The sequence below is a fragment of the Phascolarctobacterium sp. genome, from assembly GCF_030531065.1.
Classification (GTDB): domain Bacteria; phylum Bacillota; class Negativicutes; order Acidaminococcales; family Acidaminococcaceae; genus Phascolarctobacterium_A.
Genome location: NZ_JAUNOQ010000006.1, coordinates 32,630 through 52,357 on the forward strand (window position 1 = coordinate 32,630; position 19,728 = coordinate 52,357).

General features: G+C 52.0%; 18 protein-coding genes, 3 tRNA genes, 1 pseudogene, 1 riboswitch and 1 other annotated feature. Of the genes and pseudogenes, 18 read left to right on the forward strand and 4 right to left on the reverse strand.

The genetic code is table 11. The annotated features are described in order from the left end of the window. The first annotated feature begins 74 nt into the window (after positions 1 to 74). The 7 genes from Q4E64_RS05350 (at position 75) to Q4E64_RS05380 (ending at position 7,607) form a co-directional block, all read left to right on the forward strand. Positions 75 to 2,162, forward strand: coding sequence for a polyribonucleotide nucleotidyltransferase (locus Q4E64_RS05350; RefSeq protein ID WP_303166723.1), 2,088 nt, complete (start codon positions 75 to 77; stop codon positions 2,160 to 2,162). 75 nt (positions 2,163 to 2,237) lie between these two features. Next, on the forward strand, positions 2,238 to 2,690 hold the full coding sequence (locus Q4E64_RS05355; protein WP_303166724.1) for a dUTP diphosphatase: 453 nt from the start codon (positions 2,238 to 2,240) through the stop codon (positions 2,688 to 2,690). 108 nt (positions 2,691 to 2,798) lie between these two features. Next, positions 2,799 to 2,963, forward strand: a riboswitch (Lysine riboswitch). A 95-nt stretch (positions 2,964 to 3,058) separates the two neighbouring features. Continuing rightward, positions 3,059 to 3,835, forward strand: a complete 777-nt coding sequence (gene dapB / locus Q4E64_RS05360; RefSeq protein WP_303166725.1) for a 4-hydroxy-tetrahydrodipicolinate reductase — start codon at positions 3,059 to 3,061, stop codon at positions 3,833 to 3,835. Between the two features lie 20 nt (positions 3,836 to 3,855). Continuing rightward, positions 3,856 to 4,887, forward strand: a complete 1,032-nt coding sequence (locus tag Q4E64_RS05365; RefSeq protein WP_303166726.1) for an aspartate-semialdehyde dehydrogenase — start codon at positions 3,856 to 3,858, stop codon at positions 4,885 to 4,887. A gap of 141 nt (positions 4,888 to 5,028) precedes the next feature. Next, positions 5,029 to 6,249 (forward strand): aspartate kinase, encoded by a 1,221-nt coding sequence (gene dapG / locus Q4E64_RS05370; RefSeq protein WP_303166727.1) that lies wholly within the window; start codon positions 5,029 to 5,031, stop codon positions 6,247 to 6,249. Between the two features lie 55 nt (positions 6,250 to 6,304). Next, a complete protein-coding gene (gene dapA, locus Q4E64_RS05375) occupies positions 6,305 to 7,201 on the forward strand; it encodes a 4-hydroxy-tetrahydrodipicolinate synthase (protein ID WP_303166728.1) in 897 nt (298 codons plus the stop codon). A 1-nt stretch (position 7,202) separates the two neighbouring features. Beyond that, positions 7,203 to 7,607 carry a CGGC domain-containing protein gene (locus Q4E64_RS05380; RefSeq protein WP_303166729.1) on the forward strand — a complete coding sequence of 135 codons (405 nt, stop codon included), beginning with the start codon at positions 7,203 to 7,205 and terminating at the stop codon, positions 7,605 to 7,607. Between the two features lie 219 nt (positions 7,608 to 7,826). On the opposite strand, the gene Q4E64_RS05385 is transcribed toward Q4E64_RS05380, so the two are convergent. The 4 genes from Q4E64_RS05385 to Q4E64_RS05400 form a co-directional block, all read right to left on the reverse strand. Beyond that, a tRNA-Arg gene (locus Q4E64_RS05385) sits at positions 7,827 to 7,903 on the reverse strand. 68 nt (positions 7,904 to 7,971) lie between these two features. Then, on the reverse strand, positions 7,972 to 8,796 hold the full coding sequence (gene lgt, locus Q4E64_RS05390) for a prolipoprotein diacylglyceryl transferase (RefSeq protein ID WP_303166730.1): 825 nt from the start codon (positions 8,794 to 8,796) through the stop codon (positions 7,972 to 7,974). 204 nt (positions 8,797 to 9,000) lie between these two features. Continuing rightward, a tRNA-Glu gene (locus tag Q4E64_RS05395) sits at positions 9,001 to 9,075 on the reverse strand. Between the two features lie 3 nt (positions 9,076 to 9,078). Next, positions 9,079 to 9,152: transfer RNA gene (locus Q4E64_RS05400), tRNA-Gln, on the reverse strand. Positions 9,153 to 9,474: 322 nt separating this feature from the next. Here Q4E64_RS05400 and Q4E64_RS05405 point away from each other — a divergent pair. From Q4E64_RS05405 to Q4E64_RS05455, 11 genes and pseudogenes are all read left to right on the forward strand, one after another. Beyond that, positions 9,475 to 10,554, forward strand: a complete 1,080-nt coding sequence (locus tag Q4E64_RS05405) for a substrate-binding domain-containing protein (RefSeq protein ID WP_303166731.1) — start codon at positions 9,475 to 9,477, stop codon at positions 10,552 to 10,554. 124 nt (positions 10,555 to 10,678) lie between these two features. After that, entirely contained in the window at positions 10,679 to 11,446 is a 768-nt protein-coding gene (locus tag Q4E64_RS05410) for a heparan-alpha-glucosaminide N-acetyltransferase domain-containing protein (RefSeq protein WP_303166732.1), read from the forward strand. Between the two features lie 130 nt (positions 11,447 to 11,576). Beyond that, a complete protein-coding gene (locus Q4E64_RS05415; RefSeq protein WP_303166733.1) occupies positions 11,577 to 13,520 on the forward strand; it encodes a TRAP transporter permease in 1,944 nt (647 codons plus the stop codon). Positions 13,521 to 13,579: 59 nt separating this feature from the next. After that, on the forward strand, positions 13,580 to 14,584 hold the full coding sequence (locus Q4E64_RS05420; protein WP_303166734.1) for a TAXI family TRAP transporter solute-binding subunit: 1,005 nt from the start codon (positions 13,580 to 13,582) through the stop codon (positions 14,582 to 14,584). Continuing rightward, positions 14,585 to 14,731 (forward strand): annotated as a pseudogene (locus Q4E64_RS05425) (alanine:cation symporter family protein); the annotation flags it as partial. A 229-nt stretch (positions 14,732 to 14,960) separates the two neighbouring features. After that, entirely contained in the window at positions 14,961 to 15,662 is a 702-nt protein-coding gene (locus tag Q4E64_RS05430) for a YggS family pyridoxal phosphate-dependent enzyme (RefSeq protein ID WP_368501522.1), read from the forward strand. A gap of 25 nt (positions 15,663 to 15,687) precedes the next feature. Beyond that, on the forward strand, positions 15,688 to 16,254 hold the full coding sequence (locus Q4E64_RS05435; protein ID WP_303166736.1) for a cell division protein SepF: 567 nt from the start codon (positions 15,688 to 15,690) through the stop codon (positions 16,252 to 16,254). Beyond that, entirely contained in the window at positions 16,242 to 17,072 is an 831-nt protein-coding gene (gene proC, locus Q4E64_RS05440; RefSeq protein ID WP_303166737.1) for a pyrroline-5-carboxylate reductase, read from the forward strand. Before Q4E64_RS05435 ends, proC begins: the two co-directional genes overlap by 13 nt. Before the next feature lie 2 nt (positions 17,073 to 17,074). Continuing rightward, positions 17,075 to 17,860, forward strand: a complete 786-nt coding sequence (locus tag Q4E64_RS05445) for an RNA-binding protein (protein WP_303166738.1) — start codon at positions 17,075 to 17,077, stop codon at positions 17,858 to 17,860. A gap of 18 nt (positions 17,861 to 17,878) precedes the next feature. Continuing rightward, entirely contained in the window at positions 17,879 to 18,694 is an 816-nt protein-coding gene (locus Q4E64_RS05450; RefSeq protein WP_303166739.1) for a DivIVA domain-containing protein, read from the forward strand. Positions 18,695 to 18,712: 18 nt separating this feature from the next. Then, a complete protein-coding gene (locus tag Q4E64_RS05455; RefSeq protein ID WP_303166740.1) occupies positions 18,713 to 19,384 on the forward strand; it encodes a histidine phosphatase family protein in 672 nt (223 codons plus the stop codon). Between the two features lie 71 nt (positions 19,385 to 19,455). Then, positions 19,456 to 19,678 (forward strand) — a binding site (T-box leader). The last annotated feature ends 50 nt before the right edge of the window (positions 19,679 to 19,728 follow it).

Below are 19,728 nucleotides of genomic sequence, written 5' to 3' on the forward strand. Positions count from 1 at the left end.
GAGGATTTCCTGCTTTTATGGCGAATAACTAGCAGGTACACAATGTGTTAAAAATTAAGAGGAGGCATAACAATATGCATAGTTACAGCATGGATCTTGGCGGCAGAACTCTGACCATTGAAGCCGGCAAGATTGCGAAGCAGGCCAACGGCGCTGTTTTAGTACGTTATGGCGATACTGCCGTAGTTGTTGCCGTTACCGGCACCAAAACCCCGCGCGAGGGCGTGGACTTTTTCCCTTTGACTGTTGATTTTGAAGAAAAAATGTATGCCGTTGGCAAAATTCCCGGCGGCTTTATTAAACGCGAGGGTCGTCCCAGCGAGCAGGCTATTTTGACCAGCCGCCTTATCGACCGTCCTATCCGTCCTATGTTCCCCGAAGGTTATCACAACGACGTGCAAATCGTGGCTACCGCCGTTTCCGTAGACCCGGACAACGCGCCCGATATGCCCGCTATGGTCGGCGCTTCCTGCGCTCTGTCCATTTCCGATATTCCCTTTGAAGGCCCCATCGCCGGCGTGCGCGTCGGTTTGGTCGACGGGGAGTTCATCATTAACCCGACTGTGGAACAGGCTAAGGTTTCTCAATTAAACTTGGCCGTAGCCGGTACTAAGGACGCTATCTTGATGGTAGAAGCCGGCGCTCAGGAAGTATCCGAAGAAACCATGCTGGACGCAATTTGGTTTGGCCATGGCGTTATTAAACAATTAGTAGAATTCCAGGAAAAAATCGTCGCTGAAATCGGCAAGCCGAAAATGGAGGTTCCTTTCTACGCTCCTCCTGAAGAGCTGGTAGCGGAAATCGAAGCTTACGGCGCGCAAAAGCTGAAAGACGCTTTGATGGACGCCAATAAACTGGAACGCGAAGAGAACGTAGCTAAGGTAAAAGCGGAAATCGCCGAAGTGTTCCTGGAAAAATATCCCGACAACGCTAAAGACGTCGCTTATATTACCCAAAAGCTGGTTAAGAAAATTGTGCGCCGCACTATTTCTGTGGATAAGATCCGTCCCGACGGACGTCAGTTGGACGAGGTGCGCCCCGTATCCTGCGAGGTAGGTTTGCTGGCGCGTCCGCATGGCAGCGCGCTGTTCACCCGCGGTCAAACTCAGATTTTGAATGTTCTGGCTCTGGCTCCGTTGCGTGAAGCGCAGGTTTTGGACGGACTGGGTGCGGAAGACAGCAAGCGTTATATCCATCATTATAATTTCCCACCGTATTCCGTAGGCGAAACCAAACCGCTGCGCAGCCCCGGCCGCCGCGAAATCGGTCACGGCGCTTTGGCTGAACGCGCTTTGAAGCCCGTTATTCCTTCCGAAGAAGAATTCCCTTACGCTATTCGTCTGGTGTCCGAGGTTTTGGAATCCAACGGTTCTTCCTCCATGGGCTCCGTTTGCGCCAGCACCTTGTCCCTGATGGACGCAGGCGTGCCGATTAAGGCTCCTGTTGCCGGCGTGGCTATGGGCTTGGTAAAGGACGGCGAATATTTCACTATCCTGACCGATATCCAGGGCTTGGAGGACGCTCTGGGCGATATGGACTTTAAGGTTGCCGGTACCGCTAAGGGTATTACCGCTATCCAGATGGATATTAAAATCGACGGCATCAACAAGGATATCTTTACCCAGGCTTTGGCGCAGGCTAAACGCGGGCGCGAATTTATCATGGGTAAGATGATGGAATGCATCAGCGAACCGCGCAAAGAGCTGTCCAAGTACGCTCCGAAGATTACCACGATTCACGTCGACCCCGATAAGATCGCTAAGGTCATCGGCCCCGGCGGCAAGACGATTAAAAAGATTGTCGACGAAACCGGCGCGAAAATTGATATTGAAGAAAGCGGGCGCGTTTACATCGCCGCAATCAACAGTGAGTCGGCTAATATGGCTATCGATATGATTAACGGCATTACCGCCGAAGCCGAACCGGGCAAAATTTACACCGGCAAAGTAACGCGGCTGATGAACTTCGGCGCATTTGTAGAAATTCTGCCGGGCAAGGAAGGCCTGGTGCATATTTCCCAACTGTCGACCGAGCATGTCGATAAAGTTGAGGACGTTGTTTCCGTGGGCGACGAAATCGTCGTTAAAGTGACGGAAATCGACTCTAAGGGCCGCATCAATCTGTCCCGCAAGGCTGTGCTGCTCAAAGGCATGCAGAAATAAAATTTTTCGTTCGTAAGTAAGATAATATAAAGGCTCTCCTAGGATTAGGGGAGCCTTTTCTATAAGGAGGACGCTATGAAAGTCAGAGGTTTTGAAAAAATAACGAAATATGCCGCCGTGGATTTTCCCCTGCCGGAACGCAAGACGGAATTGAGCGCAGGCTATGATTTTTGCCTGCCGGAGGAAGTGACGTTGGAGCCGGGCAAGCTGATGCTGGTTCCCACAGGAGTGAAGGCGTATATGCAGGCAGGCGAGTATTTGGGCATGCACATCCGCAGCAGCATGGCGGTGAAGAAGCATATCATGCTGGTGAATAACGTGGGCATTATCGACGCCGATTATTATAATAACGCGGATAACGAAGGGCATATTATGCTGGCGCTGCTGAATATGGGCGATGCGGCGGTGACTTTGCCCAAGGGCGAGCGCGTGGCGCAGGGCATTTTTTATAATTACCTTACTGCGGACGGCGACGAGCAGGCTGCCAAGGCTGTGCGCGGCGGGGGCTTTGGCAGCACGGGGCGGTAAACTGTATGTTTCTGTAACAAATTTACACTATGCGCATGTACTCTGCTTTTGCTACATTTGTATTTGACAAACGCTGCTGTGCGTAATATAATTTTGCTAATGACAAACCATTAAGATAGAGGCGCGGAAAGCATCAGTAGTCTGTGGAGCGGGAGCTGGGAAGCAGGCGAAAGGGCTAACGCCGAAGTGCAATGGCAGCCGTGCCGTTGTGCTGGGCCGTCAGTGAAAGCTGCCGGACTGTCGCTGCAAAAGCAGCGGAGGGCTATCTCAGCTATGGTATGAATGAAAAAGCATGCTTACCGTTGAGATATGTAGACTAATATCTCAACGGTTTTTTGTTAACGTAATGTAAGGAGTTGAATTTATTTATGATTAGGGTTTTGGTAAACGGAGCTTTAGGCCGTGTGGGCGGCGAGGTTTGCAAAAAGGTTTGGGCGGAGCCGGATTTAGATTTGGTTGACGTCGTTGATATTAAAGACGGCCAGGTTGCCTTGGGCGAAGGCGTAGTTTTCGGCGTGAATACCGATTTGGTCAAGGCCATTGAAAATGTTCGTCCCGACGTGGTGGTAGATTTTACCCGTCCCAACGTAGTTATGGATAACCTGCGTAAAATGCTGCCGTTAGGCGTGCATGCCGTAGTCGGCACTACGGGCTTCAGCGACGCCGATTTGCAGGAGGTGGACGAGCTGGCGCGCGCCAATAATACCGCCGTGCTGATCGCTCCTAATTTTGCTTTGGGCGCAGTCGTGATGATGAAACTGGCCTGCGAGGCGGCTAAATATTTCCCCCATGTGGAAATTATTGAAAAGCATCACGATAATAAGCTGGACGCTCCGTCCGGAACCGCTATTATTACCGCTCAAAAAATTGCCGAGGTGCGCGAGGCTATGCGTCAGGGACATCCCGACGAGCGCGAGACCATGGCCGGAGCCCGCGGCGCCGATTATGAAGGCATGAGGATTCACAGCGTGCGTCTGCCGGGTTACGTTGCTTCGCAGGAGGTTATTTTCGGCGGGCAGGGCGAAACGCTGCACATCAGCACCGAGCCTGTAAGCCGCGAATGCTATATGCCGGGCGTGGCGTTGGGCTGCCGCAAGATTTTAGGCCGGACCGGTTTGGTTTACGGCTTGGATAAATTACTGTAATGAAGGAGAGGGAAAGGTTTATGAAAAAATATAACGTAGCAATTTTAGGCGCTACCGGCGCGGTAGGCAGCGAATTTTTAAAGCTGATCGAGGAGCGCAATTTCCCGTTTAACGAACTGCGCCTTTTGGCTTCCAAACGCAGCGCGGGCAAGCAGATAGATTTTATGGGGAAAACATATACTGTGCAGGAAGCTACTAAAGATTCCTTTGCCGGTATCGATATCGCCTTGTTTGCCGGCGGCAGCATTTCCAAGGAGTTCGCGCCCTACGCCGTAGAGGCCGGCGCAGTAGTTATCGACAATTCCAGCGCTTTCCGCATGGATCCGGAGGTGCCGCTGGTTGTGCCCGAGGTTAATCCGGAGGATATTTTGAAGCACAAGGGCATTATTGCTAACCCTAACTGTTCCACTATCATCATGGTTATGGCTTTGAAACCGTTGTACGATTTGGCGCGTATCAAACGCATTGTAGTCAGCACCTATCAGGCGGTTTCCGGCGCGGGCAAGGAAGGCATCGACGAGCTGACCGAGCAGACCAGGGCTTACAGCGAGGGCCGCGAGATGGAGGCGCATATTCTGCCGTCCGCCAGCCTGGCTAAGCATTATCCCATCGCTTTTAATCTGATTCCGCAGATCGACGTTTTCTTGGATAATTTGTATACTAAAGAAGAAATGAAAATGGTCAACGAAACCAGGAAGATTATGCACGACGACGAGCTGCGCATTACCGCGACTACGGTGCGTGTGCCTGTTTACCGCAGCCACAGTGAATCTGTGAACATCGAGTTTGAGCATGATTTGGAATTAGCGGATATGGCGAAGGCTATCGACGCTTTCCCCGGCGTACAGATGCAGGACGATCCGCAGAACCAGATTTATCCCATGCCTTTGTATACATCTGAAACTGACGATTGCTTCGTAGGCCGTCTGCGCCGCGACGAATCCAATCCCAATACCTTCAACCTGTGGGTGGTAGGCGACCAGATCCGCAAGGGCGCGGCGCTGAATACTTTGCAGATTGCTGAGGTGATGATTGCCAACGGCTGGCTCTAAATATTAAGACCGAAGATAATATGCCATCTACTTCGTAAACGCTCCTAGGAGTATTAGATATACGCCGTCGTCGCGTTTACTTGTATCTGGCACATTCTATTCGGTCTGTTGAGTATCTTAATATATTGAGGAGAAAAATCTATGAAAATTATTGTACAAAAATTCGGCGGCACCTCCGTTGCTAGCGACGAAGCGCGTATTGCGGTTAAGGATAAGGTACAGCAGGCAGTACGCAAGGGCTATTCCCCGGTGGTGGTGGTTTCCGCCATGGGACGCAAGGGCGCTCCTTATGCTACGGATACGCTTATCGATACCTTAAAGAGCGTTAATTTATCTGTGAATGTGCGCGAAATGGATATGCTCATGTGCTGCGGCGAAATTATTTCCGCTTGCGTGATGGCCGCTACGCTGCAAAAATACGGCATCAACGCTATGGCGCTGACCGGCGGCCAGGCAGGCATCATCACCGATTCGCAGTTCGGCGCTGCCCGCATTAAAAATATCAATGTTTCTAATCTCATGCATTTGCTGGAGTCCGGCATCATTCCCGTTGTCTGCGGCTTCCAGGGCGTGACGGAAAATAATTTTAAGTTTACTACCTTGGGACGCGGCGGCAGCGATACCTCCGCCGCAGCCTTAGGCGCGGCCCTGAAGGCTGATTTTGTGGAAATATATACCGACGTAGAAGGCATTATGACCGCCGACCCGCGTTTGGTGAAGGAAGCCAATATTTTGCAGCAGATTTCTTACGCCGAAGTTTGCCAGATGGCGTACAACGGCGCGAAGGTTATTCATCCCCGCGCTGTAGAAATTGCTATGAGCAGCAATATCCCCATGTACGTTAAATCTACCTTCAGCGACGCTCCGGGAACGCTGATTACCAGCGAGTCCAACGGACGCCGCAACGGCTCGGAAATAGCTATCAACGAATCCTGCGTCAGCGGCGTGGCGCATCTCAGCGATTTGGCACAGTTCCGCATCGAGCTCAATCCTGCCGATTTCGCTGCCGGACGCAATCTCTTTGAAGACTTGGCCGACGCCGGCATCAGCGTAGGTAGTCTGAACTTGTCGGAAAAGGAGGCCATGTTCGCCGTCTTTTCGCCGGATGTAGAGCATACCTGTAAAGTGCTGGAGGAAACTGGCTTTAAATATACCTGCAATACTGAATGCGCCAAGGTTTCGGTAGTAGGCAGCGCTATGCGCGGCGTACCGGGAGTTATGGCTAATTTTGTATCCGCGCTGGCTTCTAAAAATATCTCTATTTTGCAGACCATGGATTCGGATACGACGATTTCCGCTATCATTAAAGAGGAGCATCTGGTGGACGCTGTGACGGCGCTGCATCAGGCTTTCAAATTATAAACTATCTATCTTGCACTTAATTGTGGGGTTCAATAAATAAAGAGGTGTAAATTCCATGACAAAACCGTATTTTGGCAGATTATTAACAGCAATGGTGACGCCGTTTAACGAGGATGGCAGCGTTAATTATGAGGCTGGCTGTCAGCTGGCCGATTGGCTGCTGGCTAACGGTACCGACGGCCTGGTAATCGAGGGTTCGACCGGCGAAGCTGCGACAATGACGATGGAGGAAAAAATTAAATTTATGCAGACCATCGTTAAGCATATTGGCGGTCGTGCGCCCATCGTAGCGGGGGCAGGCACTAACTGCACCGCCAGCACCATTGAGCTGGCGCAGGCTATGGAAAAATGCGGCGTGGACGGCTTGCTGGTTGTCGGGCCGTACTACAACAAGCCGACGCAGGAGGGCTATTACCAGCATTTTGCAGCCGTTGCGCGTGCGACGAAGCTGCCCATCATCGTGTATAACGTGCCGGGGCGTACCGGCTCCAATATTCTTCCGGCGACCATCGCGCGGTTGGCTAACGATTTTGCGAATATCGTAGCTGTGAAGGAAGCGGCCGGCAACGTGGCGCAAACTGCTGAATTATACCGTGTGCTGCCGGAAAGAGTTTCCATTTACAGCGGCGACGACGGCTTGGTTCTGCCCTTTATGGCGGTGGGCGCCTGCGGCTTAATTTCCGTATTGGCTAACTGCAACGGCAAAATTTTACAGGATTTAATGCAGGCTTATGTTGAAGGCCGCGTACAGGACGCCGCCGAGCTGAATAAAGAAATGGTGCCGCTGGCCAAGGCTATGTTTATGGAAAGCAATCCTATTCCCATCAAGGCTGCCGTTACTAAGGTTACGGGTATTCCTGCGGGCGCGCCGCGCTTGCCGCTGACGCCTATCAGCGCTGAGGCCGAAGCCAAGCTGGATGCAGTTCTGCGCGAGTACGGCATGGTAAAATAAAATGAGCAAGCTGTTGGTTGTTCTTCAGTGCGAGCATGTGCAGAAGCGTTGCTGCGGCTATAATTGCACTCATGCGTTTTACAGCAGGGAGGGCAAATTCGCCGGTTATGAGGAGGATACGCGCTATATGTCCTTTACCTGCGGCGGCTGCTGCGGCGCGGGACTTTCCGTGAAGCTGGAAAATTTGCGCAAGCGCTTGCGCCGTTTTAAAGAGGATGATCAGGAGATTATCGTACATTTATCCTCCTGCATGGTCAGCGATAATTATCACAAAGCTCCCTGCCCGCATGTGGATTATATTATGAATCTGCTGGCGAAGAAGGGCTTCGTCGTGGTAAAGGGGACGTACATCTCCAAGTCGGCGGAAAAGAAACGCGAAGCCGGAATTTATCGCAGCTTGGACTAGATTATAAATAAATTTTTTATGATGCTGAATTTGCTTCGGCGTTTATGTTTTTATATATTGGATATAACTTAGCCCCCGCCAATGGCAGGGGCTAAGTTTTTGGGCGCAGGTAAATTTATAGCGGTATAATAACTAAACAAGCAGCTATCTTTTGGGAAAATAGACAGCTGTTGAAAATAAAAAAGCCCTGCAACCTTAGGTGCAGAGCAATTTTGCAAGTGGTGGCCCCAGCAGGATTCGAACCTGCGACCTTTTGATTCGTAGTCAAACGCTCTATCCAGCTGAGCTATGGAGTCACAAGATTGTGCTTGTTTCAAGTAACAGTGATATTATAGCGAAAGGGAATAGATTTGTCAACGCTTTTTTATAATTTATTTGACGTTGGCTTTTTGCTTTTGTTTTTTTGTTTAGCAGTATTGACGCGCTTTTCCGCCCAGCCGCAGTAAATGAAGCAGGCCAGAGCGAAGAGGAAGAAGCCGAGGCTGGTAGCCTGGGCCGACTTTAAGCCAAAAAGCCAGGGCTCGGCGTAATCGCCGCGCAGCATTTCCAAAAAGAAACGGACTACGGAATAGAGCATGGCGTACATGCACAGCGCCTGGCCGCGGGCGTGCCTGGTAGTGCGGAAGAGCAGCAGCAGGGCGAAGATTACGACGTCCAGCTGCCCCTCCCAGACTTCGGCGGGCCAAAGCGGTACAGGTCCGTAGGTTTTATAGGCCAGCGTCCCTTCCGGGTAAAGCAGGCCAAAGCTGCCGCCCGTAGGCGTGCCGAAAGCGTCGCCGTTGAGCAGATTAGCCATACGCCCGATGGCCTGGCCGATGAGCAGGGAGGGGGATACGATGTCGCCGAAGGTTACCCAGTCGATATCATGCAGCTTGCAGTACACTACGCCTGCGGCGATGCCTGCCAGCATACCGCCCTGCACTGCCATGCCGCCCTGCCAGACGAAGGGGATTTCCAGCAGATGCTCGCTGTAATAATCCCAATCGAAAAAGAATACGTCCCATAAGCGACCGCCGATGAGTCCGGCAAAACCGCCGTAAATACCGATGTCCAAAACGTGCTGGTGCCAGCGCCCGTCCTGCTTGGCTAAAAAGTAGGCCGTACCCGTAGCCAAAAAGATAGCGGTGCAAAGTATCAGGCCGTACATGCGCACGGGGAAATCGCCTATAAAAAATAAATATTGATGCATAGCTACGCCTCCTTGGTATGTAATGTCGCCGTGATTTTTACCGGCGACGCTGTTTTGCTGCTTAGAACTTTATTGTAACATATTTGGCTCGATTTATCAGCGATAATCTTGTGACTTTTATAGTTTGCAATGCTAAGCCTGAGCATTATTATTGATAGTATAAAACAAAAAACTCCAAGCATTTTTGCTTGGAGTTAATTTCTTTGGTAGCGCCACGGGGAATCGAACCCCGGATTTCGCCTTGAGAGGGCGACGTCTTAGCCGCTTGACCATGGCGCCATTTGGCTCCGGGACTAGGACTCGAACCCAGACCGAATGATCCAGAGTCACTTGTGCTACCATTACACCATCCCGGAGTACTTAGTGTTCATCAGAACAATGAGAATTATAGCAGGTTTCAAAGAATTTGGCAAGCTTTTTTTGAGAAAAAATAATATTTTTGCGCAGTTTTTTTAGTAGAGAGTTTTATCAGCTTTGATAAAACAGCCTAGCTTCGTCCAAAACGGGTCTTTCTAAGAAATATATGAATAAATGAATGAACTTTGAAATTTGTTAGGCTGACTTCTTGACAAGCATAATAGCACGAGTTACAATTAAATATATAATATGATGATTAAGGATACGAGATTAAGTTGCGCGTCCTTAATCATAAAACGGAATTAAATAGGAGGCTTATGTATGAAATTAGTATCGAAACTTATGGTTGGACTTTTGGCATTCAGCCTGAGCGCTTTCACTGCTGGATGCAGTCAGGAGCAAAAGGACGCCAACGCTCCGGCGAGCATGCAGCAGACGTTGGCTGATAAAGCCAGCAAAGCGGAGGTAAAGCAGGATTTTACTCCCGTTACCGAAATTAAGGAAGGCCGCAAAAATGTTTACGCGCTTGTCAAGGTCATTAAAGGCGATTACTGGAAGGAAGTAGTGCGCGGCTTGAAGGACGGCGGCGACGCCGCCGATTGCAATGTTTACGTAGGCGGCCCATTTAAGGAAATGGACTGGCAGACGCAGCAGGCTATGCTGAAAGAGCTGGGCGGCAAAAAAGCGGACGCCGTTATTCTGGCGCCCTCCGACAGCTTGAAGCTTATTCCGGAAGCGGAAGCTATACAAAAGCAGAAACTTCCTTTAGTTTTGATTGATACGGGTTTGAACAGCAAAAGCTATGACGCCGCCTTTATGACTAATAACTACGCGGCGGGAACAAAAGCGGCGGCTGAAATGATAAAATTACTGCACGACAACGGCGTTAAGGATAATGCTAACGCTACCGTGGCTATTAAGGTCAGCAACTTAGCGAGCCAGAATATGGTGGAGCGCGTGGAGGGTATTAACGCTTATTGGAAGGCTAACGCTCCCGCAGCCTGGAAGCTTGACGACAAAGTATTAGTGGATTTTGGCGATAAAGATTTGTCCACCAAGCTGGGCGAAGAAGCTATGGCTAATATTAGCAATTTGAAGGGCTTTATCGCCTGCAATAACCGCGCTGCCGTGGCGACTGCTACCGCCGTTAAAAACAGTAAACGCAAGGACGTTATGCTGGTTGGCTTCGACTATTCTAAAGAAATCGCCGAATTGATTGCCAACCCGGATTTAAAGACCGTTTCCATTGCGCAAAACCAATATACTATGGCCGTGGAAGGCGTAAAAGCAGCCGTAGCGCTGGCTAAAGGCGCAAAGCCGGAGCAGGCTGAAGTCGACACTGGCGTAGAAGTCGTTACTATCGACAACCATAAAGACTTTGAGGCACGGCATAAAAAATAAAATATTAAAGCATTAACTTAGGCGCAGGCGGCGGACAAGCAGCCTGCGCCGATTTCTTTTGGCAACAGCCGCCGTTTGTGTTAAACTATCACTACGTAGTGTGATGTAAAACGGGGAGAATAAGGTGGAACGAGAAAATACAACGCGACGGCCTGCGCGGTATTCTTTAATAGATAGTATACGCGGCGTTGCCATCATGGGCGTGGTTCTGTACCATTTTTTGTATGATTTGAATATAGTGTTCGGCTTGAACCCGGCGTGGGTAAAGCTACCTTTAGTACAGTTCTGGCAGGAAGGAACCTGCTGCTTGTTTATCATGGTTTCGGGGTTCGTCTGGCGCCTGGGAAAAGCGTCGTGCCTGCGCCGGGGCCTGCAGCTCAATTTGCTGGGGCTTGGCATCACGCTGCTGACGTTTGCGGTTGCGCCTTCGCAGCTGATTTTATTCGGCATGCTTAATTTTATGGGCTGCGCCGCCTTATTGATGCTGCCTTTAAGCGGGCAGGCCGATAATTTACCGCCGCTTTTCGGTATGGCGCTTAGCTTGATGGCGTTCGTTTTCTTCCATGACGTTGCCGAAGGCGCGGTGGGTTTAGGCGCGTTATGGTCGGTGGCGTTGCCGGAAGCCTGGTATGAAAGCAAAATTTTGCTGCCGTTGGGTTTGCCTTATGCGGGCTTTTATTCCAGCGATTATTTTCCGCTGCTGCCGTGGTTCGGTATGTTTGCGTTTGGGTATTATTTGTACGCTTATTGCCGGGAACGCGGAGCGCTGGAGCGACTGGCTGTTGGCGAGACGCCTCTGCTAAGCTGGGCAGGACGTCATACTTTAAAAATTTATTTGCTGCATCAGATTGTATGTATGCCGTTGGCAGCAGCCATTGCTTACGTTAGCTAAATTGCGCTTTTGCTCACTGCCGTCCGGTTATGAGAATTTTGTCAAAAACACATGAAAAATATTCGCGAAAGGTGTATAATAAACAGGACTCTTACATTTGAATATATCGCTGTTAGGGGAGATTGGTAGTATGGTAGAAAAACAAGCGTCGCAGGAAAATTTGGATAAAAAGGCGCAGGCGCTATTGGAAGAGAAAGATTCCGATGCGCGTATGCGCACGTATAAAGAACCGCTGAATAAGCTGATTGTCGGACTGCTGTGCGTCTGGGCTGCGTTCCAGCTGTATTTTACGACGTTGGGCGCTATCAGCGCTATCAATTTGCGCGCCGTGCACTGCATATTTTTGCTGGTCTTTACTTTTTTGCTGTTCCCAACATATAAAAAAGAAAAACGGCTGCGCAGCCTGCCACCGGTGTGGGATATGCTGCTCATCGCCGTGGGCGTCGGCAGCTTTGCGTATCTGATTTTGAATTTCCCGCGTATCGCTATGACGGGCGGACGCATCGACGATTTTGAAGTGGCGATTGCGGGCGCGGCTTTGCTGGTTGTTTTTGAAGCGGCTCGCCGTGCTTCCGGAAATTTGGCGGTGCTGGCGCTGCTGTTTTTGGGCTACAACTGGTTCGGCGAATATTTGCCGGGCTATCTGGGGCATAACGGCTTTACGCTCAAGCGCGTGCTGATTACGCAATTCTGGGGGACGCAGGGCGTACTGGGTACTGGTATCGGCGTATCCGCCACTTATATTTTCCTGTTCGTACTTTTTGGCGCGTATTTAAAATACAGCGGCTTTTCCAAATTTATCAACGACTTTTCGCTGACGCTGGTAGGTCAGACTCCCGGCGGCCCGGCGAAGGTTGCCGTGCTGGCTTCCGCGCTTATGGGCATGATTAACGGCTCCGCTGTAGCCAACGTAGCTACTACGGGCACGATTACGATTCCTTTGATGAAGCAGACGGGCTACAAGAAGGAATTTGCCGGAGCCGTCGAGGCGGTGGCTTCTACCGGCGGCCAGTTCTGCCCGCCGATTATGGGCGCGGTGGGCTTTGTTATGGCGGAATTTTTGGGCATCAGCTATACTAAGGTTATGCTGGCGGCCATTGTTCCGGCGCTTTTGTATTACGTGGGCCTTTTAATGGCTGTGCATTTTGAGGCGATGCGCCTGGGGCTGTCCGGTTTGTCTAAAGAAAATATTCCCAACGCTATGAAGGTAGTGAAGGAGCAAGGCCATCTGGTTATCCCGCTGGTGATGCTCATCGGTTTGATGTTCGCGGGTTATACGCCTCTATACGCGGCCGTCTTTTCCATTTTCGGCACCATCGCCGCCAGCTGGCTGCGCAAGGAAACGCGCATGACGCCGCAAAAAATTCTGGACGCTACGGTGGAGGGCGCGAAGGGCGCCGTTTCCGTCGGCGTGTGCTGCGTTATCATCGGCGTCATTATCGGCACGGTAACGCTGACTAGTATGGGCCTGAATATGGGCTATTTAATTCTCTATCTGGTGGAGAATAATAATATTTACCTGACGGGCTTTTTGGTAATGATTATGTCCACAATTTTGGGCATGGGCGTACCGGGCGTGGCGGCCTACGTTATTGTGCAGGCCGTAGCCGTGCCCGTGCTTATCGACGCGGGCGTTCTGCCGCTGACTTCGCATTTGTTCTGCCTGATTTACGCCTGCCTGTCCAATATTACGCCGCCCGTGGCCATCAGCGCCTACGTGGCTTCCGGCATTGCCGGTTCCGACCAGACGAAAACGGGGCTGTGGGCGATGCGCCTGGGCATCATCGGCTTTATCATCCCGTTTTTCTTTTTGGATAATCCGGTACTGCTCATCGGCGTGGACCCGGACGCTACCATGTATTCCACTCTTTGGGCCGTATTCACGGCTTTGCTGGGCACGGCGGGCTTGGTAGCCGGTCTGGAGGGCTGGTTCATCAAGCGCTGCAATATTCTGGAGCGCATAATTTTAATCGCGCTGGCGCCGACGCTGCTGTACCCAGGTGTGCTGACGGACGCCATCGGCATCGCGGCTTTTGCCGTCGTGGCCGGCGTGCAGTTGTGGCGTAAAAAATAATACGTTACCTTGCCTTCGGCTGAAGGCTCAATAATAAAATTTACGAGGGAGAGGATTTTATGAAATCATTTGCTAAATTCAAAAAGCTGGCCTGCGTCGCTCTGGCCGTTTCTATGCTGGCCGGCGCTCTGGCAGGCTGCGGCGGCGAAAAAAAGGAAGCCGCCAAGGCTCCGGAAAAAATTGTGAAGATTAACTTCCCGACCGCCGGCGCTTCCGGCGCGCTGTATGCAGTTGGCGCCGCCATTACCAACAACTGGACGAAAAATGTTCCGGGCGTGCAGGCTGCTAGCCAGGCGTCCGCGGGCGGTATCGCCAATTTGAATATGGTTGCCGGCAACGAGGCGCAGGTTTCTATCGCCATCAGCTCCAACGTGCTGCAATGCCTGAACGGTACCGACAGCTTTAAGGACCATGCTTATAAAGATTTAAAGGTTATCGGCGGCCTGTATATGAACCCAAATCAGGTAGTCGTTACCAAAAACTCCGGCATTAAAACTTTGGCCGACGTTAAGGGCAAGCATTTTGCCGTAGCGGCTGCCGGTTCTTCCGTTTATAACGAATGCGAAAATCATTTTACTACCGTGGGCTTAAAATTCCCGGAGGATATTAAAGCCGAGCTGATTGCCTTCGGCCCCGCCGCCGATATGCTGCAAAACGGCACGCTGGACGGCGCGTGGATTATGTCCGGCGCTCCCGCCGCCGCTGTGTCCCAGGCGTTGACCGCTAACTGCCAGCTGGTGGAAATCGACGACCAAACACTGGACGCTTTGAAAGCTAAATATCCCTGGTACGCTAAATATACTATTCCTGCCAAGACCTATCCGAATCAGGATAAGGATATCCAAACCTCCGCTATTAAAATGGTTATGTTCTGCCGCCACGATTTGAGCGAGGATACCGTGTATAAGCTGACGAAATCTTTCTGGGAGCACATCGACGAATTGGGCAAGGCGCAGAAAAATTTGCAGGGCTTAAAGCCTGCCGACGCTGTTAAGGATATCGCCAACCTGCCGCTGCATCCCGGCGCTGAAAAATATTATAAAGAAATCGGCGTGCTGAAATAAGCGGCTGCCAAAACTAAATGGCCTGCGGAGCAGGGCTTGGTATCCATGACGGGAACCTTTATCGATACGATTATCATCTGCACGATGACGGGCCTGACTCTGGTGGTCAGCGGCGTGTGGAACGGCGACGTGAGCGGCGCCGTTTTAGGTATGGAGCAGCGCTGACGCCACGGGAAGCTTTTCTTCACCGCCTTTCGGGGCGGTGATTTTTTTTTCGCGGGCGGCGGCTAATTCTTCGCGCTTCATAGACAAAGCGCAAGCGAATATGCTAAAATAATATGATAAGAACGGCGCGGAATTTTGCGGAGCGCGCCGTCGGGATAATTGCAGAAGCAATCTTTGCTGTAAATTCGCTGACGAGTGGGAGGCACTGAAATTGTTGGCTGATAATTTAAAGCAGGTACAAAAAAATATAGCGGACGCTGTGGCGCGGCGCAAGGATAAAAATTTGCTCACCGGGAATACGGTGACGCTGGTCGCCGTGACGAAAAATCATCCGCCGGAAGTGATTACGGAAGCTTTGGCTTTGGGCGTGCGGAACATCGGCGAAAACCGCGTGCAGGAGGCCAGGCATAAGCAGGAGACACTGGGCAAGCAGGGAACCTGGCATCTTATCGGCCATTTGCAGAGCAATAAGGCGCGGCAGGCCGTAGCGTTGTTCGACCTCATCGAATCGGTGGACAGCGAGCATTTGCTGGCGGCGGTGAATAAAGAAGCCGAGCGTATCGGCAAGGTGCAGGATATTCTGCTGCAGCTGAATATTGCCCATGAGGAGCAAAAGAGCGGGCTCGGCAGGGAGGATTATTTAGCCCTGCTGCCTGAGCTGGCGGCTTATAAAAACGTGCGCCTGCGCGGGCTGATGGTTATCGCCCGGAAGTGCGACGACGTGGAGGAAACGCGGCCCGTGTTCGCCGCCGGTTATCGCGCTTTCGCTCGCTTAAAGGAGCAACGCCCGGAGATAGATATTCTTTCCATGGGCATGAGCGGCGATTATATGATCGCTGTCGAAGAGGGCGCGAACTGCGTCCGCGTAGGCACAGCGCTTTTTGGTCAGCGCGATTATAGTTTGAAATTCTAAAAATTTATGTAAAGCTGGTGAATATATGAAATTTATCGACCGTATTATGGACGCTTTAAGCTTATATGACGAGGAGGAGCTGCTGGACGAGGAGCTGGAATTGAAAAAGCCCCTGCCTAAGGAGGAGCCGCCTAAGGAAAAGCCTTCCATTTTCAAACCCAAAAATATCGCGGCGGTTAAGCCGCAGGAGGCAGCAGCGCCCGCGAAGGAAAAGAAACCGCTGCTGAGCTTCAAAAAGCCGCAGGCCGCCGCGCCGCAGCTGGAAGAAGGCAAGATGAGCAGCCGCACTTTAAATCTGCCCGTGGCTAATAAATTAGTGAGCGTGGTGGTGTTGGAACCTGCGAGCTTCGACGATTCGCAAAAAATTGCCGACTACCTGCGCGGCGCCAAGCCCGTGGTAGTAAATTTCCAGAACACGGACAATGTGGTGGCCAAGCGCATGACCGATTTTATCAGCGGCACTATTTACGCTTTAGGCGGCAGTATGCGCAAGCTGGGACGCAATATTTTAGTGTGCGCGCCCAAAAACGTGGATATTGACGCCGGTGAGGAAATGTATGACGATAAAGGAGAGCAGCCATGGAAAAAATAAAGGCTTTATCCGTTAAAAAGCTGGCCTTTGTAGGCGGCGGCGCTATGGCCGAGGCGATAATTAAAGGCGTTCTCGCCGGGGGTCTGCTGCCTGCCGACGCTATCAGCGTAGGCAACCGCACCCAAAAACGCTGCGATTATTTGCACGATACTTACGGCGTGCGCGCTACGACCGACAATCTTGCCGCCGTAGCCGAAGCCGACCTGGTTATTTTCGCCGTGAAGCCGCAGGTAGCGCCCGTTGCTTTGACGCCGGAGCTGGCTGCGGCGATGAAAAAGGACGCCTGGGCGCTGTCCATTATGGGCAGCGTAACGCTGGAGCAGCTGCACCGCTATGCGCCGGGGTTCCCCGTAATCCGCACCATGCCCAACACGCCGCTGGCGGTGGGCGCGGGCATGACGGCGCTGTGCTGCGACGAGCGCGTGACGGAAGCTATGAAGCGGGACGCCGCCGCGATTTTCGGCTGCTGCGGTGAAACTGAATTTGTGGGCGAAAGCGCTATCGAAGCTATTACGGCGATTTCCGGCTGCGGTCCGGGCTATTGCTTCGTGATTATTGACGCGCTGGCCGACGCCGGCGTGCGCGCCGGGCTGCCCAGGGCGCTGGCGATTAAGCTGGCGGCGCAGACGCTGGCAGGCAGCGGCAAGCTGTGCGTTGAAAGCGGCCTGCATCCCGCGCAGCTGCGCGACCAGGTAACTTCTCCCGGCGGCACGACTATCGCCGGCATCCACGCGCTGGAAAACCACGGTGTGCGCGGCGCTTTTTACGACGCGGTACAGGCGGTGCTGCAGCGCAGCCGCGAATTGCAGGGTAAATAATTATGGCGGACAGAGAAAAAATTTTACGTTATTTTAAAGCCGGCGGCGACGAGCAGCTGGCGGCTAAGCTCTTGGATTTAGCCGAGGGCGCGCATAAAAGCCGCAAGTTCCGCGTCAGCGAATTTTTAGACCCCCACGCCTATAATGTGGCGGAAATTATCGCCGCAAATTTTGACAGCGTGAAGCTGGAGGCGGACGGCGGTTTCGCCAACGCCGAAAGAGTGAAGGCGGCTTTTGTGGCCGAAGATTTTTACGGACGGCCGGATTTCGGCATGGCCTTCCTCCTGGCGTCCTGGGATAAGCGCTATTACGATTTGTCCCACCGCGATATTCTGGGCGCGTTTATGGGCACGGGCTGCAAGCGCGAAGCCTTGGGCGACATCGTTTTCGTTCCCGAAGGCGCACAGCTGGTAGTGGATAAGACGCTCTTGAATTATCTGCTGGGCAATCTGACGCAAATCGGCGCGGCCCCCGTAGCGCTGACGGAAATTCCGCGGGAAGAATTGCTGCAGAAGGAAGAAAAGGTGAAGGTCATTAACGCTACGGTGGCGGACCTGCGCCTGGACGCAGTGGCGGCGGCAGGATACGGCGTGTCCCGCAGCCGAATGGCGGATGAAATAAAGAGCCTGAACGTCAAGGTCAACTGGAAGGAAGCCAAAAAGGCGGCGCAGCCCGTCAGCGAAGGCGACGTTTTATCCTTCCGCGGCCGCGGGCGCGTAGAAGTAGCGGAAATTCGCGGCACGACGAAAAAAGGGCGCATCAGCGTAACGCTGAAGCGTTATATATAATAAAGTAGGAGGAAAAAGATGCTGACTCCTGACGATATAAAAAATAAAAGCTTTTCCAAGGGCTTCCGCGGTTACGAAACGGAAGAAGTGGATAAGTTTATGTCCGAGCTGATTAAGGAATATCAGTATTTGTATCTGGATAATCTGGAGCAGAAGGAAACCATCGAGCGGGTAAGCTCCAAGCTGGAATATTATCAGCAGATGGAGGCCACCATGCAGAGCACGCTGACGGTAGCGCAGGAAACTGCCGACGAGGTGAAGGCCAACAGCGAAAAGAAGGCGGCGCTTTTGGAGCAGGAAACCGCCGTGAAGTGCGAGCAGCAGCTGGCGGACGCTAAGGCGGCGGCGCAAAAGCTGCACGACGATACTATGGCTCACGCGGAAAACCTTTATAATCAGACCAAGGTCAAAACGGATAATATGCTGCAGGCGGCTATGGCCGAAAGCAATAAGCTGCGCGAGGAGGCCAAGGCTTATGCCGATAATTTGCGGCGCACCGCCGAGGCGGAAACGGATAAGCTGCGTTTGACGACCGAGGATTTGTGCAAAAAGCGCGGCAATGCGGCGGCGGCGGAAGCCAATAAGCTGCTGGAGGATGCCCGCAGCGAGGTGGGCAAAATGATGCTGGAGGCCAACAGCAAGTACCGTAAAATTGTCGGCGACGCCGAGGAGCGCAGCCGCAAAATAATTTTTGAAGCCGAGGCTAGGGCCTCGCTGGCGGAGCAGACCTACGCCGAGCAGGTGAAAAAATCCATGCTGCACCGCAAGCATATGCAGCATCTGCTGGAAACGCAGCTGGAGCTGATAAAAAACTTTAACAATCAATCCGAATAGTGGAGCGGAGGTTTAGCGATGATTATTTTGGTGCGACATGGCGAGGCGACTCACCATACTCTGCATCTGACCGGCGGCTGGACGGACTCGCAGCTGACGGATAAGGGAAGGGCGCAGATTAGGGCGGCGGCGGTCAAGCTGGCGCTGGATTTTGACGGACGCAAGGAAAAGCTGCGCATTTTAGCCAGCGATTTGCAGCGGGCCGCCGAATCGGCGCGGATTATTGCGCAGGCAATGAATTTTTCGGGCGAGATAGAATACTGCTCTTTTTTGCGCGAAAAGAATAACGGCATTGCGGCGGGCATGACCGAGGAGGAGGCCAAGGGCTGCTTTCGTAAGGCGGCGTCGGATAGGGAGCTGGACCACCGCAATTATCCCGGCGGGGAAACGCGCCGCGAATTTTATGAGCGCAATGTTAAGGGCCTGTGGCGCTGCGCCGATTTGGAAAAGGAAAATCTTTTAATCGTGGCGCATAAGGGCACGGTGCAGAATATTATTTTTCGCTGGTTGGGGATGGATATGCAGCAGGTGGTGGATTTTAATTTTTCGGTGGATATCGCGCCTGCCAGCGTGACGGTTTTGGGCATCAATAAATGGCACGAGCATAATATTTACCGCCTGAACGATATCAGTCACTTAACTCATACCGACGGCTTCGGCGTTTTTGATTTTAAGTACGAGAAAAAGTAGGGCAGGAAAAATTACCGTTTGGGTTGACTTCTACAGTTCCCTAAGATATAATGATAGTTGTTTTAAATATTGCTAACGCGATGATAAAGACAGTAGCCTGCGGCGCGGAGCAAGCGAGCTGGGGATGGTGTGAGCCCGGCCGTCAGCAAAACAGGTGAAAATCACTTTGGAGCGGATGGGACGAAGGCAGTAGTTCCATACGGTTGCGCCCGATAAAGCGCACACGAGTGGCGGCGGCTTGGGTCGCTGTCATGAGGGTGGTACCACGGAGTATTTATTGGCTTCGTCCCTTGTTAGCGGGACGGAGCTTTTTTATTGTATTATATTTTCACTTGGAGGTTATG

Coding starts and splice junctions, on each gene's coding strand:
- Q4E64_RS05350 (WP_303166723.1), top strand. CDS start 75: ATGCATAGTTACAGCATGGATCTTGGCGGCAGAACTCTGACCATTGAA.
- Q4E64_RS05355 (WP_303166724.1), top strand. CDS start 2,238: ATGAAAGTCAGAGGTTTTGAAAAAATAACGAAATATGCCGCCGTGGAT.
- dapB (WP_303166725.1), top strand. CDS start 3,059: ATGATTAGGGTTTTGGTAAACGGAGCTTTAGGCCGTGTGGGCGGCGAG.
- Q4E64_RS05365 (WP_303166726.1), top strand. CDS start 3,856: ATGAAAAAATATAACGTAGCAATTTTAGGCGCTACCGGCGCGGTAGGC.
- dapG (WP_303166727.1), top strand. CDS start 5,029: ATGAAAATTATTGTACAAAAATTCGGCGGCACCTCCGTTGCTAGCGAC.
- dapA (WP_303166728.1), top strand. CDS start 6,305: ATGACAAAACCGTATTTTGGCAGATTATTAACAGCAATGGTGACGCCG.
- Q4E64_RS05380 (WP_303166729.1), top strand. CDS start 7,203: ATGAGCAAGCTGTTGGTTGTTCTTCAGTGCGAGCATGTGCAGAAGCGT.
- lgt (WP_303166730.1), bottom strand. CDS start 8,796: ATGCATCAATATTTATTTTTTATAGGCGATTTCCCCGTGCGCATGTAC.
- Q4E64_RS05405 (WP_303166731.1), top strand. CDS start 9,475: ATGAAATTAGTATCGAAACTTATGGTTGGACTTTTGGCATTCAGCCTG.
- Q4E64_RS05415 (WP_303166733.1), top strand. CDS start 11,577: ATGGTAGAAAAACAAGCGTCGCAGGAAAATTTGGATAAAAAGGCGCAG.
- Q4E64_RS05420 (WP_303166734.1), top strand. CDS start 13,580: ATGAAATCATTTGCTAAATTCAAAAAGCTGGCCTGCGTCGCTCTGGCC.
- Q4E64_RS05435 (WP_303166736.1), top strand. CDS start 15,688: ATGAAATTTATCGACCGTATTATGGACGCTTTAAGCTTATATGACGAG.
- proC (WP_303166737.1), top strand. CDS start 16,242: ATGGAAAAAATAAAGGCTTTATCCGTTAAAAAGCTGGCCTTTGTAGGC.
- Q4E64_RS05445 (WP_303166738.1), top strand. CDS start 17,075: ATGGCGGACAGAGAAAAAATTTTACGTTATTTTAAAGCCGGCGGCGAC.
- Q4E64_RS05450 (WP_303166739.1), top strand. CDS start 17,879: ATGCTGACTCCTGACGATATAAAAAATAAAAGCTTTTCCAAGGGCTTC.
- Q4E64_RS05455 (WP_303166740.1), top strand. CDS start 18,713: ATGATTATTTTGGTGCGACATGGCGAGGCGACTCACCATACTCTGCAT.